This is a genomic window from Streptomyces sp. NBC_01264 (assembly GCF_026340675.1).
GTDB lineage: Bacteria > Actinomycetota > Actinomycetes > Streptomycetales > Streptomycetaceae > Streptomyces.
Window position 1 is genome coordinate 4,779,107 of the sequence record NZ_JAPEOX010000001.1, and the last position, 26,285, is coordinate 4,805,391.

At 71.2% G+C, this 26,285-nt stretch carries 21 protein-coding genes, 4 tRNA genes and 1 other RNA gene; 14 read left to right on the forward strand and 12 right to left on the reverse strand.

Going from position 1 to position 26,285, the window contains the following annotated elements:
- Positions 1-111 precede the first annotated feature (111 nt).
- Genes purL through purS form a run of 3 tightly spaced genes read right to left on the reverse strand, consistent with a single transcriptional unit; the run spans position 112 to position 3,292 of the window.
- Complete coding sequence (purL, locus tag OG435_RS22130) at positions 112-2,361, reverse strand: phosphoribosylformylglycinamidine synthase subunit PurL (RefSeq protein WP_266878998.1); 2,250 nt, start codon at positions 2,359-2,361, stop codon at positions 112-114.
- Positions 2,358-3,038: a phosphoribosylformylglycinamidine synthase subunit PurQ gene (purQ, locus tag OG435_RS22135; RefSeq protein ID WP_266878999.1), complete on the reverse strand. Its 681-nt coding sequence runs from the start codon at positions 3,036-3,038 to the stop codon at positions 2,358-2,360. Before purQ ends, purL begins: the two co-directional genes overlap by 4 nt.
- A 2-nt stretch (positions 3,039-3,040) precedes the next feature.
- On the reverse strand, positions 3,041-3,292 hold the full coding sequence (purS, locus tag OG435_RS22140) for a phosphoribosylformylglycinamidine synthase subunit PurS (RefSeq protein ID WP_008740952.1): 252 nt from the start codon (positions 3,290-3,292) through the stop codon (positions 3,041-3,043).
- 355 nt (positions 3,293-3,647) lie between these two features.
- Here purS and OG435_RS22145 point away from each other — a divergent pair, with 355 nt between their 5' ends.
- The 6 genes from OG435_RS22145 (at position 3,648) to OG435_RS22170 (ending at position 6,352) form a co-directional block, all read left to right on the forward strand.
- Complete coding sequence (locus OG435_RS22145; protein WP_266879001.1) at positions 3,648-3,965, forward strand: histone-like nucleoid-structuring protein Lsr2; 318 nt, start codon at positions 3,648-3,650, stop codon at positions 3,963-3,965.
- 86 nt (positions 3,966-4,051) lie between these two features.
- Positions 4,052-4,123 (forward strand) — tRNA-Gly (locus OG435_RS22150).
- Positions 4,124-4,202: 79 nt separating this feature from the next.
- Positions 4,203-4,275: transfer RNA gene (locus OG435_RS22155), tRNA-Gly, on the forward strand.
- A 127-nt stretch (positions 4,276-4,402) separates the two neighbouring features.
- Positions 4,403-5,647: a sensor histidine kinase gene (locus OG435_RS22160; protein ID WP_266879003.1), complete on the forward strand. Its 1,245-nt coding sequence runs from the start codon at positions 4,403-4,405 to the stop codon at positions 5,645-5,647.
- Entirely contained in the window at positions 5,644-6,255 is a 612-nt protein-coding gene (locus OG435_RS22165; protein ID WP_250751962.1) for a response regulator transcription factor, read from the forward strand. Before OG435_RS22160 ends, OG435_RS22165 begins: the two co-directional genes overlap by 4 nt.
- Positions 6,256-6,279: 24 nt before the next feature.
- Positions 6,280-6,352, forward strand: a tRNA-Gly gene (locus OG435_RS22170).
- A 106-nt stretch (positions 6,353-6,458) separates the two neighbouring features.
- Here OG435_RS22170 and OG435_RS22175 read toward each other — a convergent pair.
- The 6 genes from OG435_RS22175 to ffs form a co-directional block, all read right to left on the reverse strand.
- Positions 6,459-7,361, reverse strand: a complete 903-nt coding sequence (locus OG435_RS22175) for a phosphoribosylaminoimidazolesuccinocarboxamide synthase (RefSeq protein ID WP_266879006.1) — start codon at positions 7,359-7,361, stop codon at positions 6,459-6,461.
- Positions 7,362-7,438: 77 nt separating this feature from the next.
- The gene (locus OG435_RS22180; RefSeq protein WP_266879007.1) at positions 7,439-8,926 is read right to left on the reverse strand and encodes a N,N-dimethylformamidase beta subunit family domain-containing protein; all 1,488 of its coding nucleotides are present in this window, start codon (positions 8,924-8,926) and stop codon (positions 7,439-7,441) included.
- Between the two features lie 164 nt (positions 8,927-9,090).
- Entirely contained in the window at positions 9,091-10,689 is a 1,599-nt protein-coding gene (locus tag OG435_RS22185; protein ID WP_266879009.1) for a hypothetical protein, read from the reverse strand.
- Between the two features lie 309 nt (positions 10,690-10,998).
- On the reverse strand, positions 10,999-12,252 hold the full coding sequence (purD, locus tag OG435_RS22190; RefSeq protein WP_266879011.1) for a phosphoribosylamine--glycine ligase: 1,254 nt from the start codon (positions 12,250-12,252) through the stop codon (positions 10,999-11,001).
- 60 nt (positions 12,253-12,312) lie between these two features.
- A complete protein-coding gene (locus OG435_RS22195; protein ID WP_266879013.1) occupies positions 12,313-14,547 on the reverse strand; it encodes a DNA polymerase III subunit gamma and tau in 2,235 nt (744 codons plus the stop codon).
- 176 nt (positions 14,548-14,723) lie between these two features.
- Positions 14,724-14,822: signal recognition particle sRNA small type (gene ffs, locus OG435_RS22200), an RNA gene on the reverse strand.
- Between the two features lie 142 nt (positions 14,823-14,964).
- Here ffs and OG435_RS22205 point away from each other — a divergent pair.
- Positions 14,965-15,052, forward strand: a tRNA-Ser gene (locus OG435_RS22205).
- A 132-nt stretch (positions 15,053-15,184) separates the two neighbouring features.
- On the opposite strand, the gene OG435_RS22210 is transcribed toward OG435_RS22205, so the two are convergent.
- Both OG435_RS22210 and OG435_RS22215 read right to left on the reverse strand, forming a co-directional pair.
- Positions 15,185-15,613, reverse strand: a complete 429-nt coding sequence (locus OG435_RS22210) for a type II toxin-antitoxin system VapC family toxin (protein WP_266879014.1) — start codon at positions 15,611-15,613, stop codon at positions 15,185-15,187.
- Positions 15,610-15,885, reverse strand: a complete 276-nt coding sequence (locus OG435_RS22215; RefSeq protein WP_266879015.1) for a hypothetical protein — start codon at positions 15,883-15,885, stop codon at positions 15,610-15,612. Before OG435_RS22215 ends, OG435_RS22210 begins: the two co-directional genes overlap by 4 nt.
- A 1,853-nt stretch (positions 15,886-17,738) precedes the next feature.
- Here OG435_RS22215 and OG435_RS22220 point away from each other — a divergent pair.
- The 7 genes from OG435_RS22220 (at position 17,739) to OG435_RS22250 (ending at position 25,419) form a co-directional block, all read left to right on the forward strand.
- Positions 17,739-20,168 carry a helicase-associated domain-containing protein gene (locus tag OG435_RS22220; protein ID WP_266879016.1) on the forward strand — a complete coding sequence of 810 codons (2,430 nt, stop codon included), beginning with the start codon at positions 17,739-17,741 and terminating at the stop codon, positions 20,166-20,168.
- Positions 20,169-20,460: 292 nt separating this feature from the next.
- A complete protein-coding gene (locus tag OG435_RS22225; protein WP_266879018.1) occupies positions 20,461-21,162 on the forward strand; it encodes a histone deacetylase in 702 nt (233 codons plus the stop codon).
- A gap of 9 nt (positions 21,163-21,171) precedes the next feature.
- Entirely contained in the window at positions 21,172-22,065 is an 894-nt protein-coding gene (locus OG435_RS22230) for an RNA polymerase sigma-70 factor (RefSeq protein WP_266879020.1), read from the forward strand.
- Between the two features lie 68 nt (positions 22,066-22,133).
- Positions 22,134-22,910, forward strand: coding sequence for an SDR family oxidoreductase (locus OG435_RS22235; RefSeq protein ID WP_266879022.1), 777 nt, complete (start codon positions 22,134-22,136; stop codon positions 22,908-22,910).
- 95 nt (positions 22,911-23,005) lie between these two features.
- Positions 23,006-24,706 carry an aspartate-alanine antiporter gene (aspT, locus tag OG435_RS22240; protein ID WP_266879024.1) on the forward strand — a complete coding sequence of 567 codons (1,701 nt, stop codon included), beginning with the start codon at positions 23,006-23,008 and terminating at the stop codon, positions 24,704-24,706.
- Between the two features lie 78 nt (positions 24,707-24,784).
- On the forward strand, positions 24,785-25,000 hold the full coding sequence (locus OG435_RS22245) for a type II toxin-antitoxin system VapB family antitoxin (RefSeq protein WP_266879026.1): 216 nt from the start codon (positions 24,785-24,787) through the stop codon (positions 24,998-25,000).
- Positions 24,997-25,419 (forward strand): PIN domain nuclease, encoded by a 423-nt coding sequence (locus OG435_RS22250; RefSeq protein WP_266879028.1) that lies wholly within the window; start codon positions 24,997-24,999, stop codon positions 25,417-25,419. The genes OG435_RS22245 and OG435_RS22250 overlap by 4 nt, the downstream gene beginning before the upstream one ends.
- Before the next feature lie 3 nt (positions 25,420-25,422).
- Here the strand turns inward: OG435_RS22250 and OG435_RS22255 are convergent, their stop codons facing one another.
- A complete protein-coding gene (locus OG435_RS22255) occupies positions 25,423-26,268 on the reverse strand; it encodes a universal stress protein (RefSeq protein ID WP_266879030.1) in 846 nt (281 codons plus the stop codon).
- Positions 26,269-26,285: the final 17 nt, after the last annotated feature.

Consider the following 26,285-nt stretch of genomic DNA (forward strand, 5'->3'; position numbering starts at 1 on the left):
TTCCCCGCGGACCCCGCCACCGCCGTCGGCGCGGGCTCCTTGCCGGAACGGACGAGCCCCCGCCCGGAACGGTTCCGGACGGGGGCTGCGCGGTTCGTACGGACCGGCCGCTCAGGCGAGCAGCGCCGGGATCGTCCCCTCGTGGGCGGTACGGAGCTCCGCCAGCGGGAGCGTGAACTCGCCCTGGATCTCGATCTCCTCGCCGTCGACCACACCGATCCGGGCCGCGGGCAGGCCCCGCGCACCGCACATGTCGGTGAAGCGGAGCTCCTCGCTGCGCGGGACGGCCACGATGGCCCGGCCCGCGGACTCGGAGAACAGGAAGGTGAAGGCGTCGAGCGCCTCGGGCACCACGATCCGCGCACCGTTGCCGCCGCGCAGGCAGGACTCGGTGAGCGCCTGGATCACGCCGCCGTCGGACAGGTCGTGTGCGGCGTCGATCATGCCGTCGCGCGAGGCCGAGATGAGGATCTCCGCGAGGAGCTTCTCGCGGCCCAGGTCCACCTTGGGCGGCATGCCGCCGAGGTGCTGGTGGACCACCTCGGACCAGGCCGAGCCGCCGAACTCCTCGGCGGTGTCGCCGAGCAGGTACAGCAGCTGGCCGGCCTCCGCGAACGCCATCGGCGTACGGCGGTTGACGTCGTCGATCACACCGAGCACCGCCACGACCGGGGTCGGGTGGATCGCGATGTCGCCCGTCTGGTTGTAGAGGGAGACGTTGCCGCCGGTCACCGGGGTGCCCAGCTCCAGACAGCCGTCCGCGAGACCACGGGTGGCCTCGGCGAACTGCCACATGACGTCCGGGTCCTCGGGGGAGCCGAAGTTCAGGCAGTCGGAGATCGCGAGGGGCTTGGCGCCGGTCGCGGCCACGTTGCGGTAGGACTCCGCCAGCGCGAGCTGCGCACCCGTGTAGGGGTCGAGCTTGGCGTAGCGGCCGTTGCCGTCCGTGGACATGGCCACGCCGAGGTTGGTCTCCTCGTCGATGCGGACCATGCCGGCGTCCTCGGGCTGCGAGAGCACCGTGTTGCCCTGGACGAAGCGGTCGTACTGGTCGGTGATCCAGGACTTCGAGGCCTGGTTCGGCGACGAGACCAGGGCCAGGACCTGCGCGCGGAGCTCCTCGGAGGTCTGCGGGCGGGGCAGCTTGCCCGCGTCGTCGGCCTGCAGCGCGTCCTGCCAGGAGGGGCGCGCGTACGGGCGGTGGTAGGTCGGGCCCTCGTGCGCGACGGTGCCCGGGGGCACGTCCACGATGAGCTCGCCGTGCCAGAAGATCTCCAGGTGGTCGCCCTCGGTCACCTCACCGATGACGGTGGCGATGACGTCCCACTTCTCGCAGATCTCCATGAAGCGGTCCACGTACTGCGGTTCGACGATCGCGCACATGCGCTCCTGCGACTCGCTCATGAGGATTTCCTCGGGCGAGAGCGTCGCGTCGCGCAGCGGGACGGTGTCGAGGTCCACGCGCATGCCGCCGGTGCCGGCGGAGGCCAGCTCGCTCGTGGCGCAGGAGAGCCCGGCGCCGCCGAGGTCCTGGATGCCCGCGACCAGCTTCTCCTTGAAGATCTCCAGGGTGCACTCGATGAGGAGCTTCTCCTGGAAGGGGTCGCCGACCTGCACCGCGGGGCGCTTGGTGGGCTTGGTGTCGTCGAAGGTCTCCGAGGCGAGGACGGAGACGCCGCCGATGCCGTCGCCGCCCGTGCGGGCGCCGTAGAGGATGACCTTGTTGCCCGGGCCGGAGGCCTTGGCGAGGTGGATGTCCTCGTGCTTCATGACGCCGATGCAGCCGGCGTTGACGAGGGGGTTGCCCTGGTAGCAGGCGTCGAAGACGACCTCGCCGCCGATGTTCGGCAGGCCGAGGCAGTTTCCGTAGCCGCCGATGCCCGCGACGACGCCCGGCAGGACGCGCTTGGTGTCGGGGTGGTCGGCCGCACCGAAGCGGAGCGGGTCGACGACGGCGATCGGGCGGGCGCCCATGGCGAGGATGTCGCGGACGATGCCGCCGATGCCGGTGGCCGCGCCCTGGTAGGGCTCGATGTACGACGGGTGGTTGTGCGACTCGACCTTGAAGGTGACCGCGTACCCCTGGCCGACGTCGACGACTCCGGCGTTCTCGCCGATGCCGACGAGCATGGCGTCGTTCTGCGGGACCTTCTCGCCGAACTGCTTCAGGTGGACCTTGCTGCTCTTATATGAGCAGTGCTCGGACCACATGACGGAGTACATGGCGAGCTCGGCGCCGGTGGGACGGCGCTCCAGGATCTCGCGGATCCGGGCGTACTCGTCCTCCTTGAGGCCGAGTTCCTTCCAGGGCTGGGAGGCGTCCGGGGTCTCGGTGGCGTTCTTGACGGTGTCGAGGCTCATGCGCTGACCAGCTTCTTCAGGACCGAGGTGAAGAACGGGAGGCCGTCGGTGCGGCCCGTCCCGATCAGCGGCTCGACCGCGTGCTCGGGGTGCGGCATGAGGCCGACGACGTTGCCCGCGGCGTTGGTGATGCCAGCGATGTCGCGCAGCGAGCCGTTCGGGTTGACGTCCATGTAGCGGAAGGCCACTCGGCCTTCGGCCTCCAGTTCGTCCAGCACCCGCTCGTCGGCCACGTAGCGGCCGTCCATGTTCTTGAGCGGTACGGAGATCTCCTCGCCGGCGGTGTAGTCGCCGGTCCAGGCGGTCTCCGTGTTCTCCACGCGCAGCTTCTGGTCGCGGCAGATGAAGTGCAGGTGGTTGTTGCGGAGCATCGCCCCCGGCAGCAGGTGGGCCTCGGTGAGGATCTGGAAGCCGTTGCAGATGCCGAGGACGGGCATGCCGCCCTTGGCCTGCTCGATGATGCTCTCCATCACCGGCGAGAAGCGGGAGATGGCTCCGGCGCGCAGGTAGTCCCCGTAGGAGAAGCCGCCCGCGAGGACGACCGCGTCGACCTGGTGCAGGTCCTTGTCGCGGTGCCAGAGCGATACGGGCTCGGCTCCCGCGAGGCGCACGGCGCGCAGCGAGTCACGGTCGTCGAGCGTTCCGGGGAACGTGACGACTCCGATGCGAGTGGTCACCGTCAGGCCTCGACCTTCACGGTGAAGTCTTCGATGACGGTGTTGGCGAGGAAGGTTTCGGCCATCTTGTGGATGCGGTCGAGGGCGGCCTGGTCGACCGGTCCCTCCACCTCCAGTTCGAAGCGCTTCCCCTGACGGACGTCGGCGATCCCTTCGAAGCCCAGGCGCGGCAGTGCACGCTGCACCGCCTGGCCCTGGGGGTCGAGGATCTCCGGCTTGAGCATGACGTCGACTACGACGCGTGCCACTGGCACTCCCGATGAGGTGGTTGGTGCGAAGGCGGTTCCCTCAGCGTACCTGGAGGAAATTTCTACGCGGGTAGATATCTCTCTTGTATGATCCTCCACGCCGTTTCGGCTTCACCAACGCTTCGCAAAATCCACCGGAAAACCACGTACCCGGGATTGCGGCGAGACACGCGGAGATAATTAACTGGGCTTCGCAATGCAATGAGAATCGGGGTACAAAGGAATCCTCCGGCGCGCCGGTATTTTCCGGTGCACGGCGATGCCAGAAAGATGCATTCCTCCGATACATCCACACAGGCGACATCACCGCTCCGTCCGCGCACATCAGCGGGAGCGGCGTCGCGCGAAGGGACCGATATCCGTGGCGCAGCGCGTAGTAGTCACGATCTCCGACGACATCGATGGCGGAGATGCATCGGAAACGGTCGTCTTCGGGCTGGACGGTAAGTCGTACGAGATCGACCTCAATGTGGCCAACGCAAAGAAACTGCGGAAGAGCCTCGCCCCCTTCGTGGCCGCCGGCCGCCGGCAGGCCCGCTCCGGCAAGACCTTCAAGCACACCTCCATCGCCCCCGACCCCGCGGTCGTCCGGGCCTGGGCCCGCTCCAACCAGCTCGACGTCCCCCCGCGCGGGCGGATCCCCAAGAAGGTCTACGAGGAGTACAACGCGGCTCACTGAGAGCCGATTTGCCATCCACCCCTACCGGTCCGCTAAGGTGTGGATCACGCCAAGGGGCGAGGCCGCAGGTCAGACCCCGAAGTCGTGCGGGTGTAGTTCAGTAGCAGAACATCCTCCTTCCAGGGGGAAGGCGCAGTGTGCGATCCCTGTCACCCGCTCTGCTCGCTTTACCGACCACGGTTGTGGATCAGGTAGAGTGATGCACGCATCGCACGGCATTTTTGTCGTGGGAAGCATGCGGACGTAGCTCAGTTGGTAGAGCACCACCTTGCCAAGGTGGATGTCGCGCGTTCGAGTCGCGTCGTCCGCTCAGCGTATGAAGGCCCCGGTCATTGACCGGGGCCTTTGTCGTATGTCCGGTCGCGGCTATTCGCCGGGTCCGAGATCCATGACAGGTGTCATGGCCACCCCGGCCCGGAGCCCGCGAGACTGGGGCCATGAAACTCAGCGGCTGGTGGAAGAACCGCAGCAGCGCGGGGAAGGTCGAGCTGTACACGCGCTGGTCGTTCCACTTCTTCGTGGTCATCGAGATCGTGTCGATCGGACTGGTCGCACTGGGATCGATGGTCGAGAAGACCGCCCCGGCGCTCGCGGTCACGCTCTTCCTGATGGTGTGCGCGCAGTCCGTGCTCGTCGGCTTCCTCTCCTCCCGGTCGATCGACTGGATCCTGGGCCGGCGCGAGCGCCCGGTGCGGCTCGCGGTCGCCGTCACCGCCGTGACCGCCGCCGCCTCCCTGGGCGTCCTCGGCGCGCGCGCGGCGGGCCTCGTCACCGGCCCGAGCGTGGCCCCGACCCTGGTGGTCGGCATGACCTGCTTCACCAGCGGCACGCTCGTCCTGTGCCTGCGCAAGGTCCGGCACATGCGCTACGTGGCTCCGGCCGCCGCGGCCTTCGTCGGCCTGGCGTCCCTCGCCTTCGGTGTTTCGGCGGGCGAATCCGCCGGTCTGGCCGTCGGGGTGGTGCTGACCAGCGCCTTCCTCTGCTTCGCCTGCGGGTTCTCCGGCTGGCTGCTCGACACGGTGTACGAGCTGGACCGGGCCCGCGAGGTCCAGGCGCAGCTCGCGGTGGCCGAGGAGCGGCTGCGGTTCGGCCGGGACCTGCACGACGTGATGGGCCGCAACCTGGCGGTGATCGCCCTCAAGAGCGAGCTTGCCGTACAGCTCGCGCGGCGCGAACGCCCCGAGGCCGTCGACCAGATGATCGAGGTGCAGCGGATCGCCCGGGAGTCCCAGAAGGAGGTCCGCGACGTGGTCCGCGGCTACCGCGAGGCGAACCTCGCGGTGGAGCTGGAGGGTGCGCGCGGGGTCCTGCACGCGGCCGGGATGGAGTGCCTGGTCGAGTACGAACGGGGCCACGAGCTGCCCGCCGAGGCCCAGTCGGCGCTCGGCTGGGTGGTGCGCGAGGCGACGACGAACGTGCTGCGGCACGGCGACGCCCGCAGTTGCGCGATCCGGCTGACGGCGGGTCCCTCGGGCGCGCTCACGCTGGTGGTGGAGAACGACGGTGCCCCCAAGGCCCCGGCCGGGCCGCCGGGCTCGGGGCTAGCGGGGCTGCGGGAACGGCTCGCGGTGCTGGACGGCACGCTGGAGGCCGGGCCGGTGGAAGGCGGCCGGTTCCGGCTGATGGCGCAGATCCCCGGCCCGGCGGCCGGTCCGATCCGAGAACTGGAGGCGCGGGCATGACCCCCGTACGCGTACTGCTGGCCGACGACGAGCACCTGATCCGGGGCGCGCTCGCCGCGCTGCTGGGACTGGAGGACGACCTGCTGGTCGTCGCCGAGGCCGCCTCGGGGCCGGAGGCGCTCGCGATGGCGCGGGCCCACCGGCCGGACGTGGCGGTGCTGGACCTGCAGATGCCGGGGGCCGACGGTGTGAGCGTGGCCACATCCCTGCGGGCCGAACTCCCCGACTGCAAGACCATGATCGTGACCAGCCACGGCCGGCCCGGGCACCTGAAGCGGGCCCTGGCCGCCGGCGTACGGGCCTTCGCGCCGAAGACCGTATCGGCGCAGCGGCTGGCCGAGCTGATCCGGACCGTGCACGCCGGAGGCCGTTATGTGGACCCGGAGTTGGCTGCCGACGCGATCAGCGCGGGCGACTCCCCGCTGACCGCCCGCGAGGCCGAGGTGCTGGAACTGGCCGGGGACGGGGCGCCGATCGCGGAGATCGCGGAGCGGGCCTCGTTGTCCCCGGGGACGGTACGGAACTACCTGTCCTCGGCGGCCACCAAGCTGGGGGCCGAGAACCGGCACACGGCGGTGCGTCTCGCACGGGCCCGGGGTTGGGTATAGTAGTTCTCGCGCTACGGCGCACCTGCGGACATAGCTCAGTTGGTAGAGCACCACCTTGCCAAGGTGGATGTCGCGCGTTCGAGTCGCGTTGTCCGCTCAGTAGTGAAGAAGTCCCGGTCCTCGGACCGGGACTTCTTTCGTTTCCGGACCCGGGCCGCACGGTGAAGGGGCCCCGTTTCCGGGGCCCCTTCACCGTTTTCGCCTCAGGCCCAGGTCTGGCCGGTGAGGCGCTCGTAGGCCTCGACGTAGCGGGAGCGGGTCTGCTCCACGACCTCCTGCGGGAGGGCGGGCGGCGGGAGTTCGCCCTTGGAGTCCCAGCCGGAGGCGGGGGAGGACAGCCAGTCGCGGACGTACTGCTTGTCGAAGGACGGCTGGCTGTGGCCCGGCTCCCATAGGTCGGCCGGCCAGAAGCGGGAGGAGTCCGGGGTCAGCACCTCGTCGGCGGCGACCAGGCTGCCGTCCTTGTCGAAGCCGAACTCGAACTTGGTGTCCGCCAGGATGATCCCGCGGTCGCGGGCGATGTCCCGGGCCCGGCCGTAGACGGCGAGGGTGGTCTGGCGCAGCAGGGCGGCCGTCTCGGCGCCCTGGGTACGGGCGACCTCCTCGTAGGAGACGTTCTCGTCGTGCTCGCCGACCTCGGCCTTGGCGGCCGGAGTGAAGATCGGGCCGGGCAGCTCGGAGCCGTCGACCAGGCCCTCGGGCAGGCCCAGTCCGCAGACCGTACGGGTCTTCTCGTACTCGGCGAGGCCCGAGCCGGTCAGGTAGCCGCGGGCCACGCACTCGACGGGGACCATGTCGAGGTTCCGGCAGACCAGGGCGCGGCCGGCCCAGTCGGCGGGGGCGCCGGCGGGCAGCTCGGTGCTGATGACGTGGTTCGGGACGAGGTCCGCGAGCTGGTCGAACCACCACAGGGAGAGCTGGGTCAGGATCCGGCCCTTGTCCGGGATCTCGGTGGGCAGCACCCAGTCGGCGGCGGAGATGCGGTCGCTGGCGACCATGACTAGATGGCCGTCCTCGTCGCGGTAGAGGTCGCGGACCTTGCCGGTGTGGAGGTGGACGAGGCCGGGCACCTGCACCGGCTCGGGCTTTTCGACGAATCCGGGCACGGAGTCTCCCTGTGGTTCTGTACGAGCGCGCGGCCCATTCTCCCGTACCGGTTCGCGAACAGGGACAACGGGTCCGGTCAGTCCCGCTTGCAGATCCGGTCGAGGAGATTGGCGGTGGCCCGCTGGACCCGCTCGTCCACGTGCCCGGGGCGGTCGAGGGCCGGGGACCAGGCGAAGGTTCCGGACGCGAAGACGAGCGCGCCGCTGGGGGCCCGGTAGAGGGAGGTCTCCTGGTGGCGGCGGTGGCCCTCGCCGTCCTCGTACGGGGAGTGCGCGAGCAGGATCCGGCTCTGGTGCTCGGGGAGCTGCGTGCGCGGGAAGTACCGGTCGGCCTCGCCCGCGACCAGGCCGGGGAGCTCGTCGTTCTCGGCGGCGCCGGTGGAGTCCCAGAGCCAGTGCGTGGAGTTGCGCACGATGAGCGGCGCGGGCTCGGGGACCCGTCCCGCGTACTGGATGCCCAGCAGTTGCTGCTCCGGGCGGTCCACCTCGCGCCAGAGGCTGGGGCGGCCGGGGCCGCGGCGTTTTCGGCACGTGAGGAGCCGGTCGTCGACCCCGGAGGGCGAGGGGGAGAGCTCGACCTGCCAGTACATGGTGTTGGCCGAGAGGAAGACGAGCGAGGTGCCGTGGTCGCGGGCGCGCTCGACGGTGCGGCGCATGGGGCCGGACCAGTACTCGTCGTGGCCGGGGAAGACCAGGCCGCGGTAGCGGGTGGGGTCGACGCGGCCGGCGTGCAGGTCGCGGGCGTCGGCGTAGGCGAGGTCGTAGCCGTAGCGCTCGGCCCAGCGGATGAAGTCGTAGGCGTGGCCCACGTGCAGGGGCAGGCCCGCGCCGGCGTAGGGGCGGTCGAAGGAGACCGTGATGGCGGCGTCGCGCTCGCCGAGCAGCCGGCCCTCCTCGTCCCAGGCGTGGTAGAGGCTCGCGCCCGTTCTGCCGTCCTCCGGGTAGAGGTTGTAGGCCTGCCAGGTGATGTCGGGCAGCAGGAGCAGCAGATCGGCCGGGTGGTCGTCGCGCACCGTGAAGGGGATGTGCGAGCGGTATCCGTCGGCGGTCGTCAGCACCGCCACGTAGGCGCCGACGCTCCAGTACGAGGGGACCTGGAGCCGCCAGGAGAGCCACCAGTGGTGGCAGGAGACGGTGCGGTCGGCGGTCAGGGGCGCCGGCTGGACGATGCCGGAGAGCCGGGGACTGGTGGTGATCTTGGAGGCGCCGTCGCCGCCGTAGTGCCCGATGCGGTAGACGTCCACGGAGAACTGCTGGGGCGGGTCCACGGTGATGTGGAAGTCGATGGCCTCACCGGGCGCGACGGCTCCGGTGGAGGCGAACCCCTTGATCTGCCGGTGCACGTCGTCGGCGGTGCGGGGGCCGCCCGCGCCCCGGGCGCGGGGGATCTGCTGCCCCGGCCCGGCGGCGACCGCCGGGTCCACGTACCAGGGCACGACCTGGCCGTTGTCGTCGTAGTAGAGCTCGCTCCCCCGGAACCACGGCAGGGGGCCCTGGCCGAAGGGATCGGTCACCGCGTGCGCGAGCGCACCCGACTCCCAACGCCTGATCTGCTCCGCACCCATACCGCTGCTCCCCTCCCTCGCTCCCCCGAACGCCGCGACCGGCCCCCAGCACATCACATAACGCACGCACTCCGTCACCCTTCGTCGCGAAAACTTCAACGGGGATCCCGGATGGGCCCGGCCCTGGGACCAGGGGTGCCAGGGGTACCGGACGGCCCAAAGGCCTAGACCAGGCGGACCGGCTTCTCGGGGCGTACGCCGACCTCCGCGAGCCAGTCCCGGAGCGGGCCGGGGTCGCGGTCCTCCACGAGCGACAGCACCGGTCCGGCGAGATCGGCCCGCCGCACCCCGGCGACCAGCAGGACCGGACCGTCCAGCCAGTCCAGCCCGGGCTCGCCTCCCGCGGAGTCGACCGCGGCGCAGCACACCAGCGCCACGACGTGGTCCGCCAGCAGGTCCCGGCCGCTGCGCGGGGCCTCCAGCGGGAACAGCGGCAGCGCGTCGGCCCCGCGGCCCGCGGCGGCCGCCAGGGCGGGCACGGCCTCCCGCGCCAGGTCACCGCTGAGCCGGCCCGCCAGGGCGTCGGCATCGGCGTCCGCGAGGTGGATCAGGACCCGCTCCACCGTGGAGGCGGCGGGCCCCGGCGAAGCCGACAGCGCGTCCAGGGCGGCCAGCAGGCGGGCCGCCTCCGTGCGCCATTTGCGGTCGACGACCTCTTCGGGATAGGCCGCCCAGTCCACCGGCGACCAGTCCGGCCCGGCCTCGGCGGGGCCGCCGTGGAACAGCCGCGCGGCCAGCAGCGAGGCGGCCTCGTCCACCGCGCCCGGCTGGTCCAGCAGATCGCACGCCGGGCGCTCGCCCAGCCGGGAGGCGAACCCGTCGGCCAGCCGGTCGCGCCGGGACAGCTCGGTCAGCGCGGAGACGACGCCCGCGTCCAGGTGCGCGGGCCAGCGGCCCATCCGCCAGGCGGGCAGGGCGACGCGGGTCAGCAGCCGGTCCCAGCCGGCGTACGCCAGCCCGACCTGCTCCTGGGCGACGATGCGCAGCGCGTAGTCCACACCCTGTGCACGGTCCGAGGCGGCGGCGGCGACCCCGCGCTCCATCTCGGCGGCGTCCACCCGGCACAGCCGCAGCAGCAGCCGCGCGGGGGCGGCGATCCAGCCGAGGAAGGGCCGGCCGCCCACGTCCACGGCGGCGTCCAGGCCCCGTACGAATCCGCGCGCATCGGCTATGTCCGGGTGCGCGGAGGGTCCCGTACCGGCGACGACGGGCGCGAGGACGGCGCGGAGTTCGGCGACCCTCATCCACCACAGGAACGGCGAACCGATCACCAGCACCGGGGCGGCGCCGGGCTCGCACTCCGGGCCACCGGCCGTACCGGATATGCGGGTGCCGGTCCGGCGGTGCGCCGGGTGCGTGCGGTCCTCCAGCCAGCTGTCGCAGTCGGGGGTCAGGGCTATCGCGGAGGGCGCCGGAACGTCCATCCGGTCCGCCAGGTCCCGCACGAGCCGGTAGAGATCGGGGGCGGCGGATTCCGACAGCGGCACGGTCGGGGTCATGGCGGGGCTGGCCCGCAGCACGACGGCGGCGAAGATCCCGCCGACGAGCAGGACGAACGCGGCGACGGCGCACACCGCGAGGGTCACGGCCGGCCAGGGGTCACCGGCGAGCCGGCCCGTCATGCGGGCGCTCACCAGCACCACGGCCACGGCGGCGGGCAGCAGCCCGACGGCCAGTGCCCTGCTGCGCACACGCAGCACGGCCAAGGCACGGGAACGCGCGGACGGCGTACCCACTTCAGCGATCGAACTGGTTCCGGACACGGCCGGACCTCACCCCCTCTGCCATGCGGCGGCGTTGCTCACTCCCCCACTGTGACACCAGCCACTGACATCGCAATGCCGGTGGGCCATGTGCCGGAATGAGAGCCGGAATGCTTGCGCCGCACCATAGTTGGGGCGCGGGCGGACGTCAGGCAGACCGGGTGACGATCACCCGATGGAATGGCTTTGGGTAAAGCTGGGTGCGTTCGAACGCGGCTGGATGCACTCGCACGCGAGCATGCGCGCGGGCCCGGCCGCACCGAGTGCGCACCGGGCCCGCTTGCGTCGAATCGCGCTGAACGCCGCCGGTCAGCGGGATTCCGCGGCCTTCGCCGCGATGTCCGTGCGGTACTGCGAGCCGTCGAGCCCGATCCGCGCGACCGCCTTATACGCCCTGTCCCGGGCCTCCGCCAGATCGGAACCGGTCGCGGTCACCGACAGCACGCGGCCGCCCGCGCTGACCACGGCGTCGCCCTCGGTGCGGGTCCCGGCGTGCAGGACGTACGCGTACGGGGCGTCCTGCTCGGCCACCTCGGCCAGGCCCGTGATGGGGTCCCCGGTGCGCGGGGTCTCTGGGTAGTTGTGGGAGGCGATGACCACGGTGACGGCCGCGTCCTCGCGCCAGCTGAGCGGGGGCAGGGTGTCCAGGGTGCCGTTGGCGGAGTTCAGCAGCACGCCGGCGAGCGGGGTGCGCAGCCGGGCCAGGACCACCTGGGTCTCGGGGTCGCCGAAGCGGGCGTTGAACTCGATGACCCGCACGCCGCGCGAGGTGATCGCCAGGCCCGCGTAGAGCAGCCCGGAGAAGGGGGTGCCGCGGCGGCGCAGCTCGTCCACGGTCGGCTGCAGGACGGAGGCCATGACCTCGTCGACGAGCTTCGGGTCCGCCCAGGGGAGTGGCGAGTACGCGCCCATGCCGCCGGTGTTGGGACCCGCGTCGCCGTCGAGCGCGCGCTTGAAGTCCTGCGCGGGCTGGAGCGGCAGCACGGTGACGCCGTCGGTGATGGCGAAGAGGGAGACCTCGGGGCCGTCGAGGAACTCCTCGATGACCACGCGGTCGCAGCCCAGCGCGTGGGCGCGGGCGGCGGCCCGGTCGTCGGTGACCACGACGCCCTTGCCGGCGGCGAGGCCGTCGTCCTTGACCACGTACGGGGCGCCGAAGGCGTCGAGGGCCTCGTCGACCTCTTCCGGGGTGGTGCACACGTAGCTGCGGGCCGTCGGGACGCCGGCGGAGGCCATCACGTCCTTGGCGAAGGCCTTGGAACCCTCCAGCTGCGCTGCCTCGCCGGACGGGCCGAAGACGGGGATGCCGACCGCGCGCACGGCGTCGGCGACCCCGGCGACGAGCGGGGCCTCCGGACCGACGACGACCAGGTCGGCGTGGAGCTCGGTGGCCAGGCGGGCGACGGCTTCGCCGTCGAGCGGGTCGACGGGGCGGAGCTCGGCCACCTCGGCGATGCCGGCGTTGCCGGGAGCGCAGTACAGCGCGTTGACGTCGGAATCGAGGGACAGAGAGCGGCACAGGGCATGTTCGCGGGCGCCGCCGCCGATGACGAGGACCTTCACGCCATGAAGACTAGCCCGCGCACCCGGGTGCCCTTCGTGCGGGCACCCAAGTCGGACCCCCTAGTCGTTCGTGTATTCCTCTACAACGGTGGCCCCGAGCTCGCGCACGATCAGGTCGTGTCCACTCAGTGCGGTGTCCACCAGGTCCGGGTCGTCGGCCTCCGCGACGTCGTCCTCGGGGGCGACCGGCGGGGGCGCCTGGTGGGTGGGCTGCTGGTGCTGCTGGGGCTGGTGCTGCTGGTACGACTGCTGCGGCTGCTGGGATTGCTGCGGCTGCTGCGGCTGCTGCTGGTACGACTGCTGGGGCTGCTGCGACTGCTGGGGCTGCTGGTACGACTGCTGCGGGGCCTGCTGGGCCGGCGGCTGGTTGTAGGCGGGCGCGGGCGGAGCTCCGTAGGAGGACGCGGAGACGGGGGCCATGGGCTGGGCCCCGCCGCCGACCACGGCCTCGATCTTCCAGCTGACCTGGAACTGCTCGGCGAGCACCGCCTTGAGGACGTCCTCGCTGCCGCTGCTCGCGAAGTTGTCGCGGGCTCCGGCATTGGGGAAGCCCAGCTGGAGGGTGGTGCCGTCGAAGCCGGCGACCTGGGCGTTCTGGCTGAGCAGGATCCAGGTGAAGCGGCGGCGGTTCTTGACCGCGTCCAGGACGGCCGGCCACATGGCCTGGATCTGCCCGGCGCCGGCGGCCATGCCGGGGTCCGGCACGGCGTGCGCGGCAGCGGTCGGGGCCGCGGGGGCCTGGGCAGGTGCCACCGGCGCGGCTGCGGGAGCCGTCGGGGCGCCGGGCGTGGCCGCGCCGGGCCAGGCACCGGGGGCGCCGCCACCGGGCTGCGCGGCACCGGGCCAGGCACCGGCGGCCGGAGCCGGGGCCGCGGGGGCGCCGGGGGTGGCCGCGCCGGGCCAGGCACCGGGAGCGGGGGCCGCGGCCGGAGGAGCGGCGGCCGGGGCCACGGGCTCGGGCGGAGCCACGGGGGCGGAGGCGGGGGCCTGGTGCGCGGGAGCCTGGTGCACCGGAGCCGGCTGCACGGGGGGCCGTACCGCCGCGGGGGCCATGGCGTGGGCCTCCGGCCCGGGTACGTAGCCCATGGCGGGGGCGGCCGGGGCCGCGGCGAAGGCGGCCGCGGCGGCGGAGGCCGCACCACCGCGCTCCAGCCGGTCGAGCCGCGCCTGCACGGAACGCTCGTCGTCGAAGGCGGCGGGCAGCAGCACGCGGGCGCAGATCAGCTCCAGCTGCAGCCGGGGCGAGGTGGCTCCGCGCATCTCCGTGAGCCCCGTGTTGACCAGGTCGGCGGCCCGGGACAGCTCGGCGGCCCCGAAGACGGAGGCCTGGGCCTGCATCCGCTCGACCACGTCGTTCGGGGCGTCGATGAGCCCCTTCTCCCGGGCGTCGGGCACGGCGGCCAGGATCACCAGGTCGCGCAGCCGCTCCAGCAGGTCGGCGACGAAGCGGCGCGGGTCGTTGCCGCCCTCCACCACCCGGTCCACGATCTCGAAGGCGGCGGCCCCGTCCCCGGCGGCGAACGCGTCCACGACTGCGTCCAGAAGGGTCCCGTCGGTGTACCCGAGGAGCGAGGTGGCCATGGCGTACGTCACACCCTGGTCGGCGGCGCCGGCCAGGAGCTGGTCCATGACGGACATGGAGTCACGGACGGATCCGGCGCCGGCCCGCACGACGAGCGGCAGCACGCCCTCCTCGACGTGGGCGCCCTCGCGGCCGCAGACCTCGCCGAGGTAGTCCCGCAGGGTGCCGGGGGGCACGAGCCGGAAGGGGTAGTGGTGCGTCCGGGACCGGATGGTCCCGATGACCTTCTCGGGCTCGGTCGTGGCGAAGATGAACTTGAGGTGCTCCGGCGGCTCCTCGACCACCTTCAGCAGGGCGTTGAAGCCCGCCGGGGTGACCATGTGCGCCTCATCGATGATGTAGATCTTGTACCGGCTGGAGGCGGGCCCGAAGAAGGCCTTCTCGCGCAGGTCACGGGCGTCGTCCACACCACCGTGCGAGGCGGCGTCGATCTCGATGACGTCGATCGACCCCGGCCCGTTGCGCGCGAGGTCCTTGCAGGACTGGCACTCACCGCAGGGCGTGGGCGTGGGGCCCTGCTCACAGTTCAGGCAGCGGGCGAGGATGCGCGCGCTGGTGGTCTTGCCACAGCCTCGCGGCCCGCTGAACAGGTACGCGTGATTGACCCGGTTGTTGCGCAGGGCCTGCATCAGCGGGTCAGTGACATGCTCCTGCCCGATGACCTCGGCGAACGACTCGGGGCGGTAGCGGCGGTACAGCGCAAGGGACGACACGTATACGAGGTTATCCGGGCCCACCGACAACGGTGGCCCGCAGACCCGCCAGGTCCGCCGTGGGCGCCAAGTCCGCCGTGAGCGCCCGGTCCACCGTGAGCGGCCACTCCGCCGTGAGCGCCCGGTTTCCCGCGGTCCTCTGGCTAAGCGGCCCGGCCGGCCCGACCCGTCCCGGAACGCAAAGCGCCCCCCACGCACCCGCCAGAGCCCACTTACCCTTGCTGCCTTCCGGCCCTGGGGGAGTTGGGTGAGATAGCGCCACGTGAGGGGCTGGGCCCCACCCTAGCGGATGCGGGGCCCCGGAATCGACCCGCACCCCGACCCGGACCCCGACTCAGACCCCGACCCGGATCCCCGCCGGAGTCCCCCGACGATCACGTTCGCGAGCACCCCTCAACGTCTTGTATTGTTTGCCCCGGAGGATTCGCCTAGTGGCCTAGGGCGCACGCTTGGAAAGCGTGTTGGGGGCAACCCCTCACGAGTTCGAATCTCGTATCCTCCGCCATTGCTCTCACCGGGCAATACGTTGAAGAGCCCCACCGCTTGCGGTGGGGCTCTTTGCGTTCCATGGTCTCAGTTCCAGTCTCATTTATTTGCCGCATAGCCGGGCGATCCACCAGATCCCGGCCTCGATGGCCTATCCCTCGTACTCCCATGGGTTCAGCAGGAGTGCGCCTGATCGCGCCAGATGCTTGATGTTCCGGCTCACCAGCGTCCAGCCGTTCGCCAGGGCGGTGGCAGCGATCAGCGCATCGGGAGGATCGATGCTGGTCCCGGCACTCTTGAGCCTCCGGTGAAGAGCGAGGTAGGCGAGTGCCTCCCGCTCTCCAACGGCGGCGATCCGGTCGCGGTACTGATCACGGATGTCCATGAGCGCCAGCTCGAAAACGGTACGCCGCACCGGATCAGGTGTTCCCTCAATGCCCGCTTCGATCTCCGCGACCATGATGACGCTCAGGTAGAGGGCAGGAGCCGGAACCGACCGAGCCCAGGCGACAACAGCCGGGGCAGGCTTCGGCCGGGTGGTGATCTCTGCGACCACGTTGGTGTCGAGTAGATAGATCACCCGCCGTCCGCCTCGTCGTCGTAGGACCGCTGCCCGAACTCCAACCCCTCGAACGGAGCCTCCGTGAGCCGATCGAGAAACCCGTCGCTGCCCAGGGTCGCCCAGCGGTGAAGCATGTCGGGCAGGGCATCGATGTCGGTGTCGGCGAGCTCGGCATCGAAGTGTCCGAGCTGCCGCTCGGGCAGAGACTCCCGGATCTCCCGGATCGTCCGGAGCGGATGAGGCTCCTCAGGTCTGCGCGGCGGGAGCGGCAGATTCGGGGCAGTGCTCATAATCGGCTCCTCCACGCTGTGGTCCACGGGCCCATGCCTGAAGACCACCCTAGGCCGGACAACCCTGGAGAGGGCCGAAAACGACCCGAATCCGAGCTTTGACCGAACGCATCCGCCGGGTCGCCGCCGGCTGTGTCCGGCAGTCGCAGTCAGCCTGCGACAGCGATGGCCCCTTTGGTCGCGAACCAGCTAGACGAAGCTGTCGGGCTGGACGCAACGGGGAGCGCCACCCCGTAGCCAGCTAAGTGACACGTCGCGAGCACCGCGCCAGTGGTACGTCGTGAAGATCAGCCGTGTTCATGGCAGCACAGGCAACAGCCAGGCTGCGCCCGCAGCGGTTGACACAGCCATGCGCGAAGCGGGGCTGGTTCCGATGGACCGTCATGCCCTTTAACGCAAGGTCGACATGCGGCCGCCTGAGGCCGAGGATCCCACCCTGCCGCAGGCAGAGCGCCACCTGTCGAGTGCCGCCACTCACACCTCGCATATCACCATGCCGCCAAACATTGTTCACTCGATGGGGCTGGATTCCAGCAGGAATCCCCGAAGCGCAACGACCGCGCCCCATGTTTTTCCTCAGGCCCGATCTAGCGGCGCGAGAGGAAACATGCGCGATATCTTCACCCTAATCACTGAACGAGTTCAGCGTGACTGCAACGGGGAACCCATCTGCACACATGTCGGCGATGTTCAAGCGTGCGCGATCAAGAGCCATCCCACATATCCGGTGTTGCGCGAGAAGGCTCGACTTGGCCGAACGAAGTCCGTAGCAAGCTTGCGCCTCTGGGAATCGGTGGGCACTTTGGCGAGAGAAAGCGACCAACAGGAGAGGGAGAAAGTGGCCGATGATCCTACTGGATCTACTGACCCCATATTTTGGAGGATGGTCGAAAGAGTTGGCGCGAAAATGGCGTTACGAGGTTTCCGACATCACCAGCGATGATAGAAGGGGCCTTGGAGGTATGGTTTTCCGCGGCAGGTGACATGCCATCCAAGAAACTCCTGGACACAATGATGACCCGTGCGTTCACCGGCGCTCGCGGCCTGCTGGAGGCCGGAAGCTCGGAAACGTGTGCGGCAAGTGCGGAGCATCTGATTGCCGATGCCGTGCGTGAGGAGGATTCCACGCTGTGCGCATCGTCATCATTGACGCCAGCATGGTGCAGGATCCGGATGCCGATGAGAGAATTCGTGGCGAACGCACGGGAGCCCTGCTGCAACGAATGGGAGTCATGAGCCGCGTCAAGGTTCTCCATGAGAAACTCCGCAGCGGTTGCCGTGATGAGGCAGATACTCCCGCCATTACTCCCGCACAGATGGGGCGATCCTGGGTGGACGGGATCTCTACTATCGAGTTTCCGATCTATTGCCACAACACATCGGCTTCAGCGAGGCGGCCAAGATTGTTGGCCTTTCAGAATCGCAAGCATCAAAGATGGCCGGGAAGGGATCCCTCTCCTTCAGGGTGCTCTGGATTGGCAATAGCCGAGTCGTGTCGGTCAAGTCACTTATGCGCATCTTGGGCATCCAGGACTCCCTCGTGCATCCCGACGATGTGGAGAATGGAGCTTCTCATGTCGGCGGAGAATAGAAAATCGATGCCGACTGGCCCGAGTAGTCGCCAATCGGGAGGACTCCTCCTCCGCGGACCGCGCTCGTTGGAGGACCTGTCACCCTGACGAACCCGCCCGGCGTCAGGGTGGGCAGGGCGTCCGCGGCTCGATGTCACCCGTGGGCGGGGATCTTTCACCCTGCGAGACGTCCACACCCACCGGATGGGCCATCCTTGAGCCCGGTGCCGGACTGGCCGAGGTCCGGCCACGGCCCGTTTCCTGGCCGGAGGAGAGGTTTCGATGGCGTCCGGATCAACGCTGACAGCCTGGCTGAGCGGTCTCGACGGCCCGCGCCTGGCACGTGTGCTCGCGACACGGAACGACACCGCGTCCCCTCCGGAGCCCCGCTCGGTAGGGGAGCTGGCGGACCGACTTCAGCGGCCGGGGTCGGTGGCACTAGCGCTGCCCCTGCTCACCCTGCCCGACTTGCAGGTGGCCGAGGCCGTGGCGGCGCTCGGGACGACCGCGTCGCGCAAGGCCCTGGCGAAGCTGCTGGGAGCGACGGCAGGCGAGGCCGGTCTCGCACTGGGAGCGGTCCTGGAGACTCTGGCCGAGCACGCGCTGGTTTGGCCGGACCACAACGGAAGGCTCCACACGGCGGCACCGTTGCGGGCGGCATGGGACGCGCCGCTCGGCCTGGACGCACCAATTGCGGAGCTGCTGGCGGACATGACCTCCGACGAGCTGCGCGGCATGTTGGCGGCGCTGGGCATCAAGCCGCCCGGCACCAAGCAGCAGCGTATGGCGGCGCTCGTCGCGCACCACAGCGACCCCGAAGTCATTGCCGAAGTGGTGGCACGAGCGCCCGCGGTCACACAGAAGCTGCTGTCCCACCGGGCAGGGTCTGCGCCGAGGCAGCCGCAGGCCATCGTGTTCGGGACCCCTGGCCCCGTCCTCGAACCGGGGGCGCGGTGGGCACTCGACCGGGGCCTGCTGATCCAGGACCGCCGCCGATACGATCCCGCGCGTATGCCGGTCGAAGTCGCGCTGGCGTTGCGCGGGCCCACTTGGCGCGCCCCCTTCACCCCGCTTCCACCGTCCCCTCAGCTGGTGTCCATCACCCCCGCCGAGGTGGAGCGGGAGGCCGCAGCCTCGGCTGCGGCGTTGTTGACCCAGGCCGCCTCGGTCCTCTCGGCCTGTTCCGCGGCTCCGCCCGCCAGACTCAAGTCCGGTGGGATCGGCGCGCGTGAGCTGGCCCGAATCGGCAAGGCCGCCCATGCCGGCGATGCCGTGGTCCGCATCACCCTGGAGGTCGCGTACGCGGCCGGGCTGCTGGCCCGGGTCGGCGACCGCGTGGCACCGACCGAGGCCTATGACGTCTGGGCGGAACAGGAGCCCGCGGAGCGGCTTGCCACGCTGCTCCAGGCATGGCGCGAACTGCCGCTCACTCCCACCCGGGCACGCGACGAGGACAACAAGGCGCTACCAGCCCTCGCGGGAGCGCCGCCCTGTAACGGCTGCCGGCAGGCCCGCGACGGGCTGTTTGCCGCAGCGGCACGGCTCCCGGCCGGTCAGGGTGTGAAGGACGTTTCCGATCTCGGACCGACGGTGGCCTGGCACCGCCCGCTCGCCGACACCTCACCTACGGACATCACCCCGTTCGCCACGGTGATCCGCGAGGCCGAAATGTTCGGAGTGATCGCCCGAGGCGCCCTGTCGGCTCTGGGCGTCCATCTGCTCGCCTACGACGCGGAAGGACTGACCGCCACCTGCCGACGACTGCTGCCCCCGGCCGCCGAAACCGCCCGGATCGGCGGCGACCTCACCGCCGTCGTCGCCGGCACACCGGCCGCGCGGGTCGCCGTGGTCCTCGATGCCACCGCTGACCGGGAAACCAGTGGCACGGCCTCGGTGTGGCGGTTCAGCTCCGGCAGCATCCGACGGGCCCTGGACGCCGGCCGCGCCCCGAGGGACATCGCAGCCGATCTGGCCGCCATCGCAGCCGGGCCCCTGCCCCAGCCGCTGTCCTATCTCATCGCCGACACCGCGCGGGGCCACGGACGCGTGCACATCGCCCCGGCCGCCTGCGTCCTCCACGGCGAGGAGCCGGCGCTCCTGGCCGAACTCGCCGCCCACCGGGGGCTCTCCAAGCTCGGCCTGCGCCAGCTCGCGCCAACTGTTCTGGTCAGTCGTAGCTCGCTCGACACAACCCTCGCAGCGCTCCGCGCCGAGGGCTACGCCCCCGTCGCCGAAACGGCCGGGGGAACCGTACGCGTCGAGAAGATCCGGCCCCAGCGGGCGGCCGCTCCTGTTCCGGCCCCTCGGCAGACCAACGACAAGCGTGGCACCCGAAGCGGCGCGGCCATTCGTACGTCGAAGGTCCCGGGCGGCGCCGACCTCGATGAGCTAGCTGTCCGGCTGCTGGCCGCACCACCGACCGTGCCGGAACCCGACCCCTTCGGCAGCGGAGTCCCCTTCGGGACGGACACCGAAGAAATCGTCGCCAGATACGCGAAGCACCTTGCGTACAGCGATGTCCGCCAGCTCGCCCGAGCCATCGACGCCGGCACCGCCATCACCGTCGAGTACGTCGCGGCCTCGGGCAGTCGCACCGTCCGCACCCTGAGCAGCCTGGAACTCGACCCGCCCTACCTGGAAGCCTGGTGCCACCTGCGCGAAGCCGAACGCGTCTTCACGCTCTCCCGCATCCACGGCGTCATGCCCCAGTAGGCCGAACGGGCTCAGGGACCGGAGACCGGTCTCAGTTCCGGTCTCATTCGTACCCGTCCAGGGCCATCCGGCGAACCCTCTGGGTCAGGTTCCGGCCCAGGTCAGAACGGATACGACCCTCTCCGGACGGGCGTACGAACATTTGGAAAGCGTGTTGGGGGCAACCCCTCACGAGTTCGAATCTCGTATCCTCCGCCATTGCTCTCACCGGGCAATACGTCGAAGAGCCCCGCTGCTTGCAGCGGGGCTCTTCGACTTTCCCCCCGCATACGGTCCGCAGGCGAGGAACCGCATGGTCGTCCACACCGCCGTCCCGCTCCCGCTCGGCGTCGATGCCCCGGCGGTTCACGGCCGGGTCTGGTACGCCTCGTACGGGTCCAACATGCACAGGGACCGGCTGACCGCCTACATCGCCGGAGGGACGCCGCCCGGCGCGGCGCGCTCGTATCCCGGGTGCCGGGACCGGCGGGCGCCGGAGCGGTCGATCGCCGTCCGGCTCGCCGGATGCCTCTGCTTCGCCACGGAGTCCCCGGTGTGGACGGGCGGGAGGGGCTTCTACGATCCTTCGGCGCCGGGTCGCCTGCTGGGGCGCGCCCACCTGGTGACCGTGGGCCAGGTGTCGGACATCGCCGCGCAGGAGATGTACCGGGAACCGGGACCGGATCTCGACCTCGCCAAGGTGCTGCGCGACGGCCGCGACGAGTCGGGCGGCGGCCGCTACGGGACCTTGGTCTGCCCGGGGGCGGTCGAGGGCATCCCGGTGCTGACGTTCACCGCCCCCTGGTCCCTGCGGGACATCGAGCCGCTCGCGCCGTCCGCCGCGTACCTGCGGTACCTGGCGGGCGGCCTGCTGGAGTCGGGGCCGTGGGGGGAGCGGGAGATCGCCGACTACCTGTCCGCCTGCCCGGGCGCGGCCGGGCACTGGACACCGCGGCAGGTGCTCGGCCTGCTCACGGGGCCGCCTGCCGGGGGGCCGCCGGGGGCCCGCGCTTAGCGTGGTGCCATGGACACGGCACAGGAGTTCGAGGCCCACCGACCCCGTCTGTTCTCGCTGGCGTACCGGATGCTCGGCTCGGCCGCCGAGGCCGAGGACGCCGTGCAGGACGCGTACCTGCGCTGGCACGGCGCCGAGCCCGGCCAAGTGGCGGCGCCCGGCCCCTGGCTGGCCAAGGTGGTCACCAACCTGTGCCTGAACCGGCTCACCTCCGCCCGGGTGCGGCGCGAGGAGTACTTCGGGCCCTGGATCCCCGAGCCGGTGGGGACCGGCGACGGGGTGCTGGGGCCGATGGAGACGGCGGAGCAGCGGGACTCGGTGTCGTTCGCCGTGCTGACGCTGATGGAGCGGCTGTCGCCGCCCGAGCGGGCCGCCGTGGTGCTGCGCGACGCCTTCGGCTACAGCCACCGGGACATCGCGGGCGTCCTGGACTGCTCGGAGGCGAACGCGCGCCAGCTCCACGGCCGGGCCAGGCAGCACCTGGCCGACGGCCGGCCCCGGTTCACCAGCTCGCGGGAGCAGGACGACGAACTGCTCGCCCGGTTCCTGGCCGCCGCGTCCGAGGGTGCGATGGACGGGCTGGAGCGGTTGCTCTCCGAGCAGGTGGTCGTCTGGTCGGACGGCGGCGGCAAGGCGAGCGCCGCGAGCCGGCCGGTGGCCGGGCGGGACAAGGCGGCCCGATTCCTGGTCGGTCTCTTCTCCCGGTGGGTCAACGCCGCGGAGATCTCCTTCGCCGAGGTGAACGGCGTTCCGGCGGTGGTCGGCTGGGCGGACGGCGAGCTGACCGCGTTCGGGGCGCTGGAGCTCGGCGAGGGCGGGATCACCGGCGTCCGGCTCGTGCTGAACCCGGACAAACTCGGCTTCCTCGCGACTCAGCTCCGAAACCTGTCACAGAACGCCTGACCCGTCGGTTCTTCATCGGTGACGGCGGCGACAGCGGCCGTGACGGCGGCTTCGAAAGGCTGGGACCGATGGAGAACGACACGATCATGGTGACCGGGGCGACGGGCATGCTCGGCCGCGAGGTGCTGGAGCGGGTCCGCCGCACCGGACGCCCGATCCGCGCGCTCACGCGCCGGACGGACCTGCCGGACGACGCCGGGGTGGACTGGTACACCGGCGACCTGACCGCCGGCGCCGGACTGGACGAGGCGCTCGCGGGCGTCCGTACGGTCATCCACTGCGCGAGCGACCTCCGGCACTTCAAGAACGACGTCCCCGCCCTCCGGCACCTGCTGGAAGCCGGGAAGCGGGCCGGCGTCGAGCACGTCGTCAACATCTCGATCGTCGGCGTCGACCGGATCCCCTACCCCTACTACCGGGTGAAGCTGGAGTGCGAGCGTCTGCTGGCCGCCTCGGACACCGGCTGGACCAGCATCCGGGCCACCCAGTTCCCCGCACTGCTCGACCTCGCCCTCGGGGCCCTGTCCAAGCTCCCGGTGGTCCTCGTACCGTCCGGCACCGACTGCCAGCCGGCCGACCCGGGCGAGGTGGCGGACCGGCTGGTCGAGCTGGCCCTCGGCGACCCGGCCGGCCGGGTGCCCGATTTCGCCGGACCGGCCGTGTACCGGGCCGCCGATCTCGCCAGGGGCTGGCTGCGCGCGACGGGCAAGCGCCGCGCCGTCCTTCCCGTCCGGATCCCCGGAAAGGTCGGGGCCGCCTGGCGCGCCGGCCACCTGACCGCCCCCGACCACGCGTTCGGCAGGCGCACCTGGGAGCAGTACCTCGCCGAGCGGGTCACCGGCTGACCCGCTCGGGCGGCAGCGGTTTCTGGACGTGCGGGCGGACATACCCGCACATACCGTTGCCCGAGACGGCCGAGGAGGCGCGGGAGGAGGCAGGGATGGACTGGCTCAGGAAGGAGATCTTCCAGCCCTACCCCGAGCTGCTGATCTTCCTGACCATCGCCGTCGGCTTCCTGCTCGGCCGCGTCCGGTACAAGTCGATCGCGCTGGGCGCCGTCACCGGATGCCTCGTCGCCGGCCTGGTCATCGGCTCCCAGGCCAAGGTCGAGATCGACGGTCCGATCAAGTCCGTCTTCTTCCTCATGTTCCTCTTCGCCCTCGGCTACGACGTCGGCCCGCAGTTCTTCCGCGCCCTGCGCAAGGACGGCCTCCCCCAGGTCGTCCTGGCCCTCATCGTCTGCGTCACCGGACTCGCCACCGCCTGGGCCTGCGCCACGCTCGCCGGGTACGGCACAGGCCTGTCCGCCGGTCTGCTCGGCGGCGGCCTCACCCAGTCCGCCGTCATCGGCGTCGGCTCCGACGCCATCGCCCATCTGCCCGGCGTCAGCGCGGCCGAGGCCCGGGACCAGTCGCATCTGATCGCCGTCGCCTACGCGGTCACGTACCCCCTCGGTACGGTCCTGCCCGCGCTGCTCCTCGCCGGGATCCTGCCCAGGATCCTGCGCCGGGACCTGGCGGTCGAGAGCGCCGTGCTCGCCGCCGACCTGGAGGCCTCGGACGACGACCCCGACGCCGGGGAGGGCTACTACAAGCACGTGCTGCGCGCGTACGCCGTCGACGTGGCGGCCTTCGCGGGGCGCACGATCGGGGACTTCGAGGCGGAGCAGAAGGCCGCCGGGCGGCGGCTCTACATCACCCGGCTGCGCCGCGCCGGGGAGATCCTGGAGCACACCGCGGAAACCCGGGTGGAGCTGGGCGACATCCTGGCCGTCAGCGCCGTCCGCGGCGACCTGGTCGCGTACGACGCGCGCACCCACATCGGGATGGAGACGGACGACTTCGAGCTGCTCGCCTACCGCACCGAGTCCCTGCACGTGGTCATCACCGACCGGAACCTCAGCGGCCGCACGATCCGCACCCTGCGCCACGAGGAGTTCATGCCGGGCGTCTTCGTGGACGAGCACTGGCGGGCCGGCGCCGACCTGCGGGTCCGGCTCGACAGCACCGTGGAGCGGGGCGACACCCTGGTCCTCACGGGGCCGCGCAGCCGGGTGGAGGCGGCCGCGGCGGAGCTGGGCAAGCCGGTGCCGACCAGCTTCGCCACGGACATGGTGTGGATCGCGCTCGGGCTCTTCCTCGGCGGCTGCCTCGGCATTCCGGCGCTGCACGCGGCCGGCGCCCCGCTGTCGCTGTCCACCTCCACCGGGGCGCTGCTGATGGGGCTGGTCTTCGGCTGGATCCGGAGCAAGTACCCCACGTACGGGAACCTGCCGTCGGCGGCGCAGTGGCTGATGGGCACGCTCGGGCTGTGCGTGTTCGTCACGGTCGTCGGCCTCAACGCCGGCCCGAGCTTCGTCCCGGGCCTGCGCGAAGCCGGCTGGCCGCTGCTGCTCTGGGGCGCGGCCGTGACGACCGTGCCGCTGCTGGCCGGATTCGTCTACGGGCACTTCGTGCAGCGCCTCCCCCTCCCGATCCTGCTCGGCGCCCTGGCCGGAGCCCAGACCACGACGGCCGCGCTGGGCGCCCTGACGGAACGCGCGCGCAGCCAGATCCCGGCCCTGGGGACGACGGTGCCGTACGCCCTGGGCAACGTACTGCTGACGATGTGGGGTTCGGTGATCGTGCTGCTGCGGCGGTAGGGGCCGCCCGTAAAGGTTCCCCGGAAGATCCTTCGAAGATATAATCGGCATCCGAGTTGATATCAACGGAGGTGCCTCGTGAGTAGAACCGTGATCGATCTCGACGATGAGCTGCTCGCCGACGTCGCCCAAGCCCTTGGCACCAGCACCAAGAGGGACACCGTCAACACCGCCTTGCGCGAGGTGCTGGAGACCCGGCGCCGAGCTCTCGCACTGACACGTCTCCGTGCGGCCGCCGCCGATGGCGCCGTCGAACTGGATCTTTTTGACGACAAGGGGAACTACCGGCGGTGAGCGCTGCCCAATTCCTCATCGACACGAGCGCGTTGGCCCGACTCATGCGGGGCGACGCCGAACAGTACGGCTGGGACCAGGCGGCGGCAGCCGGGCTCATCGCCACCTGCCCGATCACCGAGCTGGAGTTCTTCTACAGCGCCAGGTCCGCAGAGGACCGGATCCGGGGGATCGAGGACATGCGGCTGGTGTTCGGCTGGGTGCCGGTCGACGACCGCGCCTACGACCGGGCCTGGCACGTGCAGGACCTGCTGACCCGGCGGGGGCAGCACCGCAGCACCGGCGCGGTGGACCTCGTCGTCGCCGCGACCGCGGAACTGCAGGGGCTGACCCTCCTGCACCGCGACCGCGACTTCGAGTGCATCGCGGCCGTCACCGGCCAGGCCCTCCAGTGGTACGGCCCGGCGGGTGACAAGTAGGGCCTAGCCGTGGGGGATCAGGGCCACCGGGCTGTGGGCGTGGTGGGACACCGCGTGGTCCGTGGGGCCCATGCCGTGCAGGGGGCGGTGGTGGCGACGGCCCACGACCAGGAGGTCGGCCTCGTCGAACTGGTCGAGCAGGAGCTTCGCCGGGTCGCCGGGGCGGGTCACGCACTCGGCCCGGACCTGCGGGTGGCGCGTGCCGGCCGCGGCCACGGCGGCTTCGAGCGGCTCCGGGTCCACCGGCCCCGTGGACACCGCGTGCACCGCGCACAGCAGGAGGCCGTGCCGCGCCGCCCAGGCGAACGCGAAGTCGAGCACCGCGCCGTGGTCGCCCGTCGGGTCCACCCCGACGACGACCCCGCGTCCGTGCGGTGCGCGCGCGGCGGACTCCCGTACGAGGACGACCGGGATCTCGGCGCGGCCCGCGACGTGCAGCGCGGTGGAGCCGAGCTGCGGAACCATGTGGCGGTCCTCGCCGCTCGCACCGAGCACGATCAGCCCCGTATCCGTCCGGCCGGCCTCCCGCGGGATCTCGTTGCCGGGGCCGCCCTCGGCCGTGGCCGTCTCGACGGTCAGGCCCCGGTGGGCGGCGCGGAGCTCCTCGGCGAGGGCCGACATCGCGGTCCTGGCGACGTGCTCGCTCGCGCCGAGCACGGGCTGGAACTCCACGGAGATCGGCTGGACCTTCGGCCAGGCCTGACCCACGTGGAGCAGCCGGAGCGGCGCCCCGGCCGCCACGGCCTCGCGGGCGGCCCACTGGGCGGCGGCGAGGCTCCGGGGCGACCCGTCGAACCCGACGAGGAGGGGGAGTGCGGGCGGGGTGGGCGGGACAGGCGGGACGGACATCGGCGGCACCCTTCTTT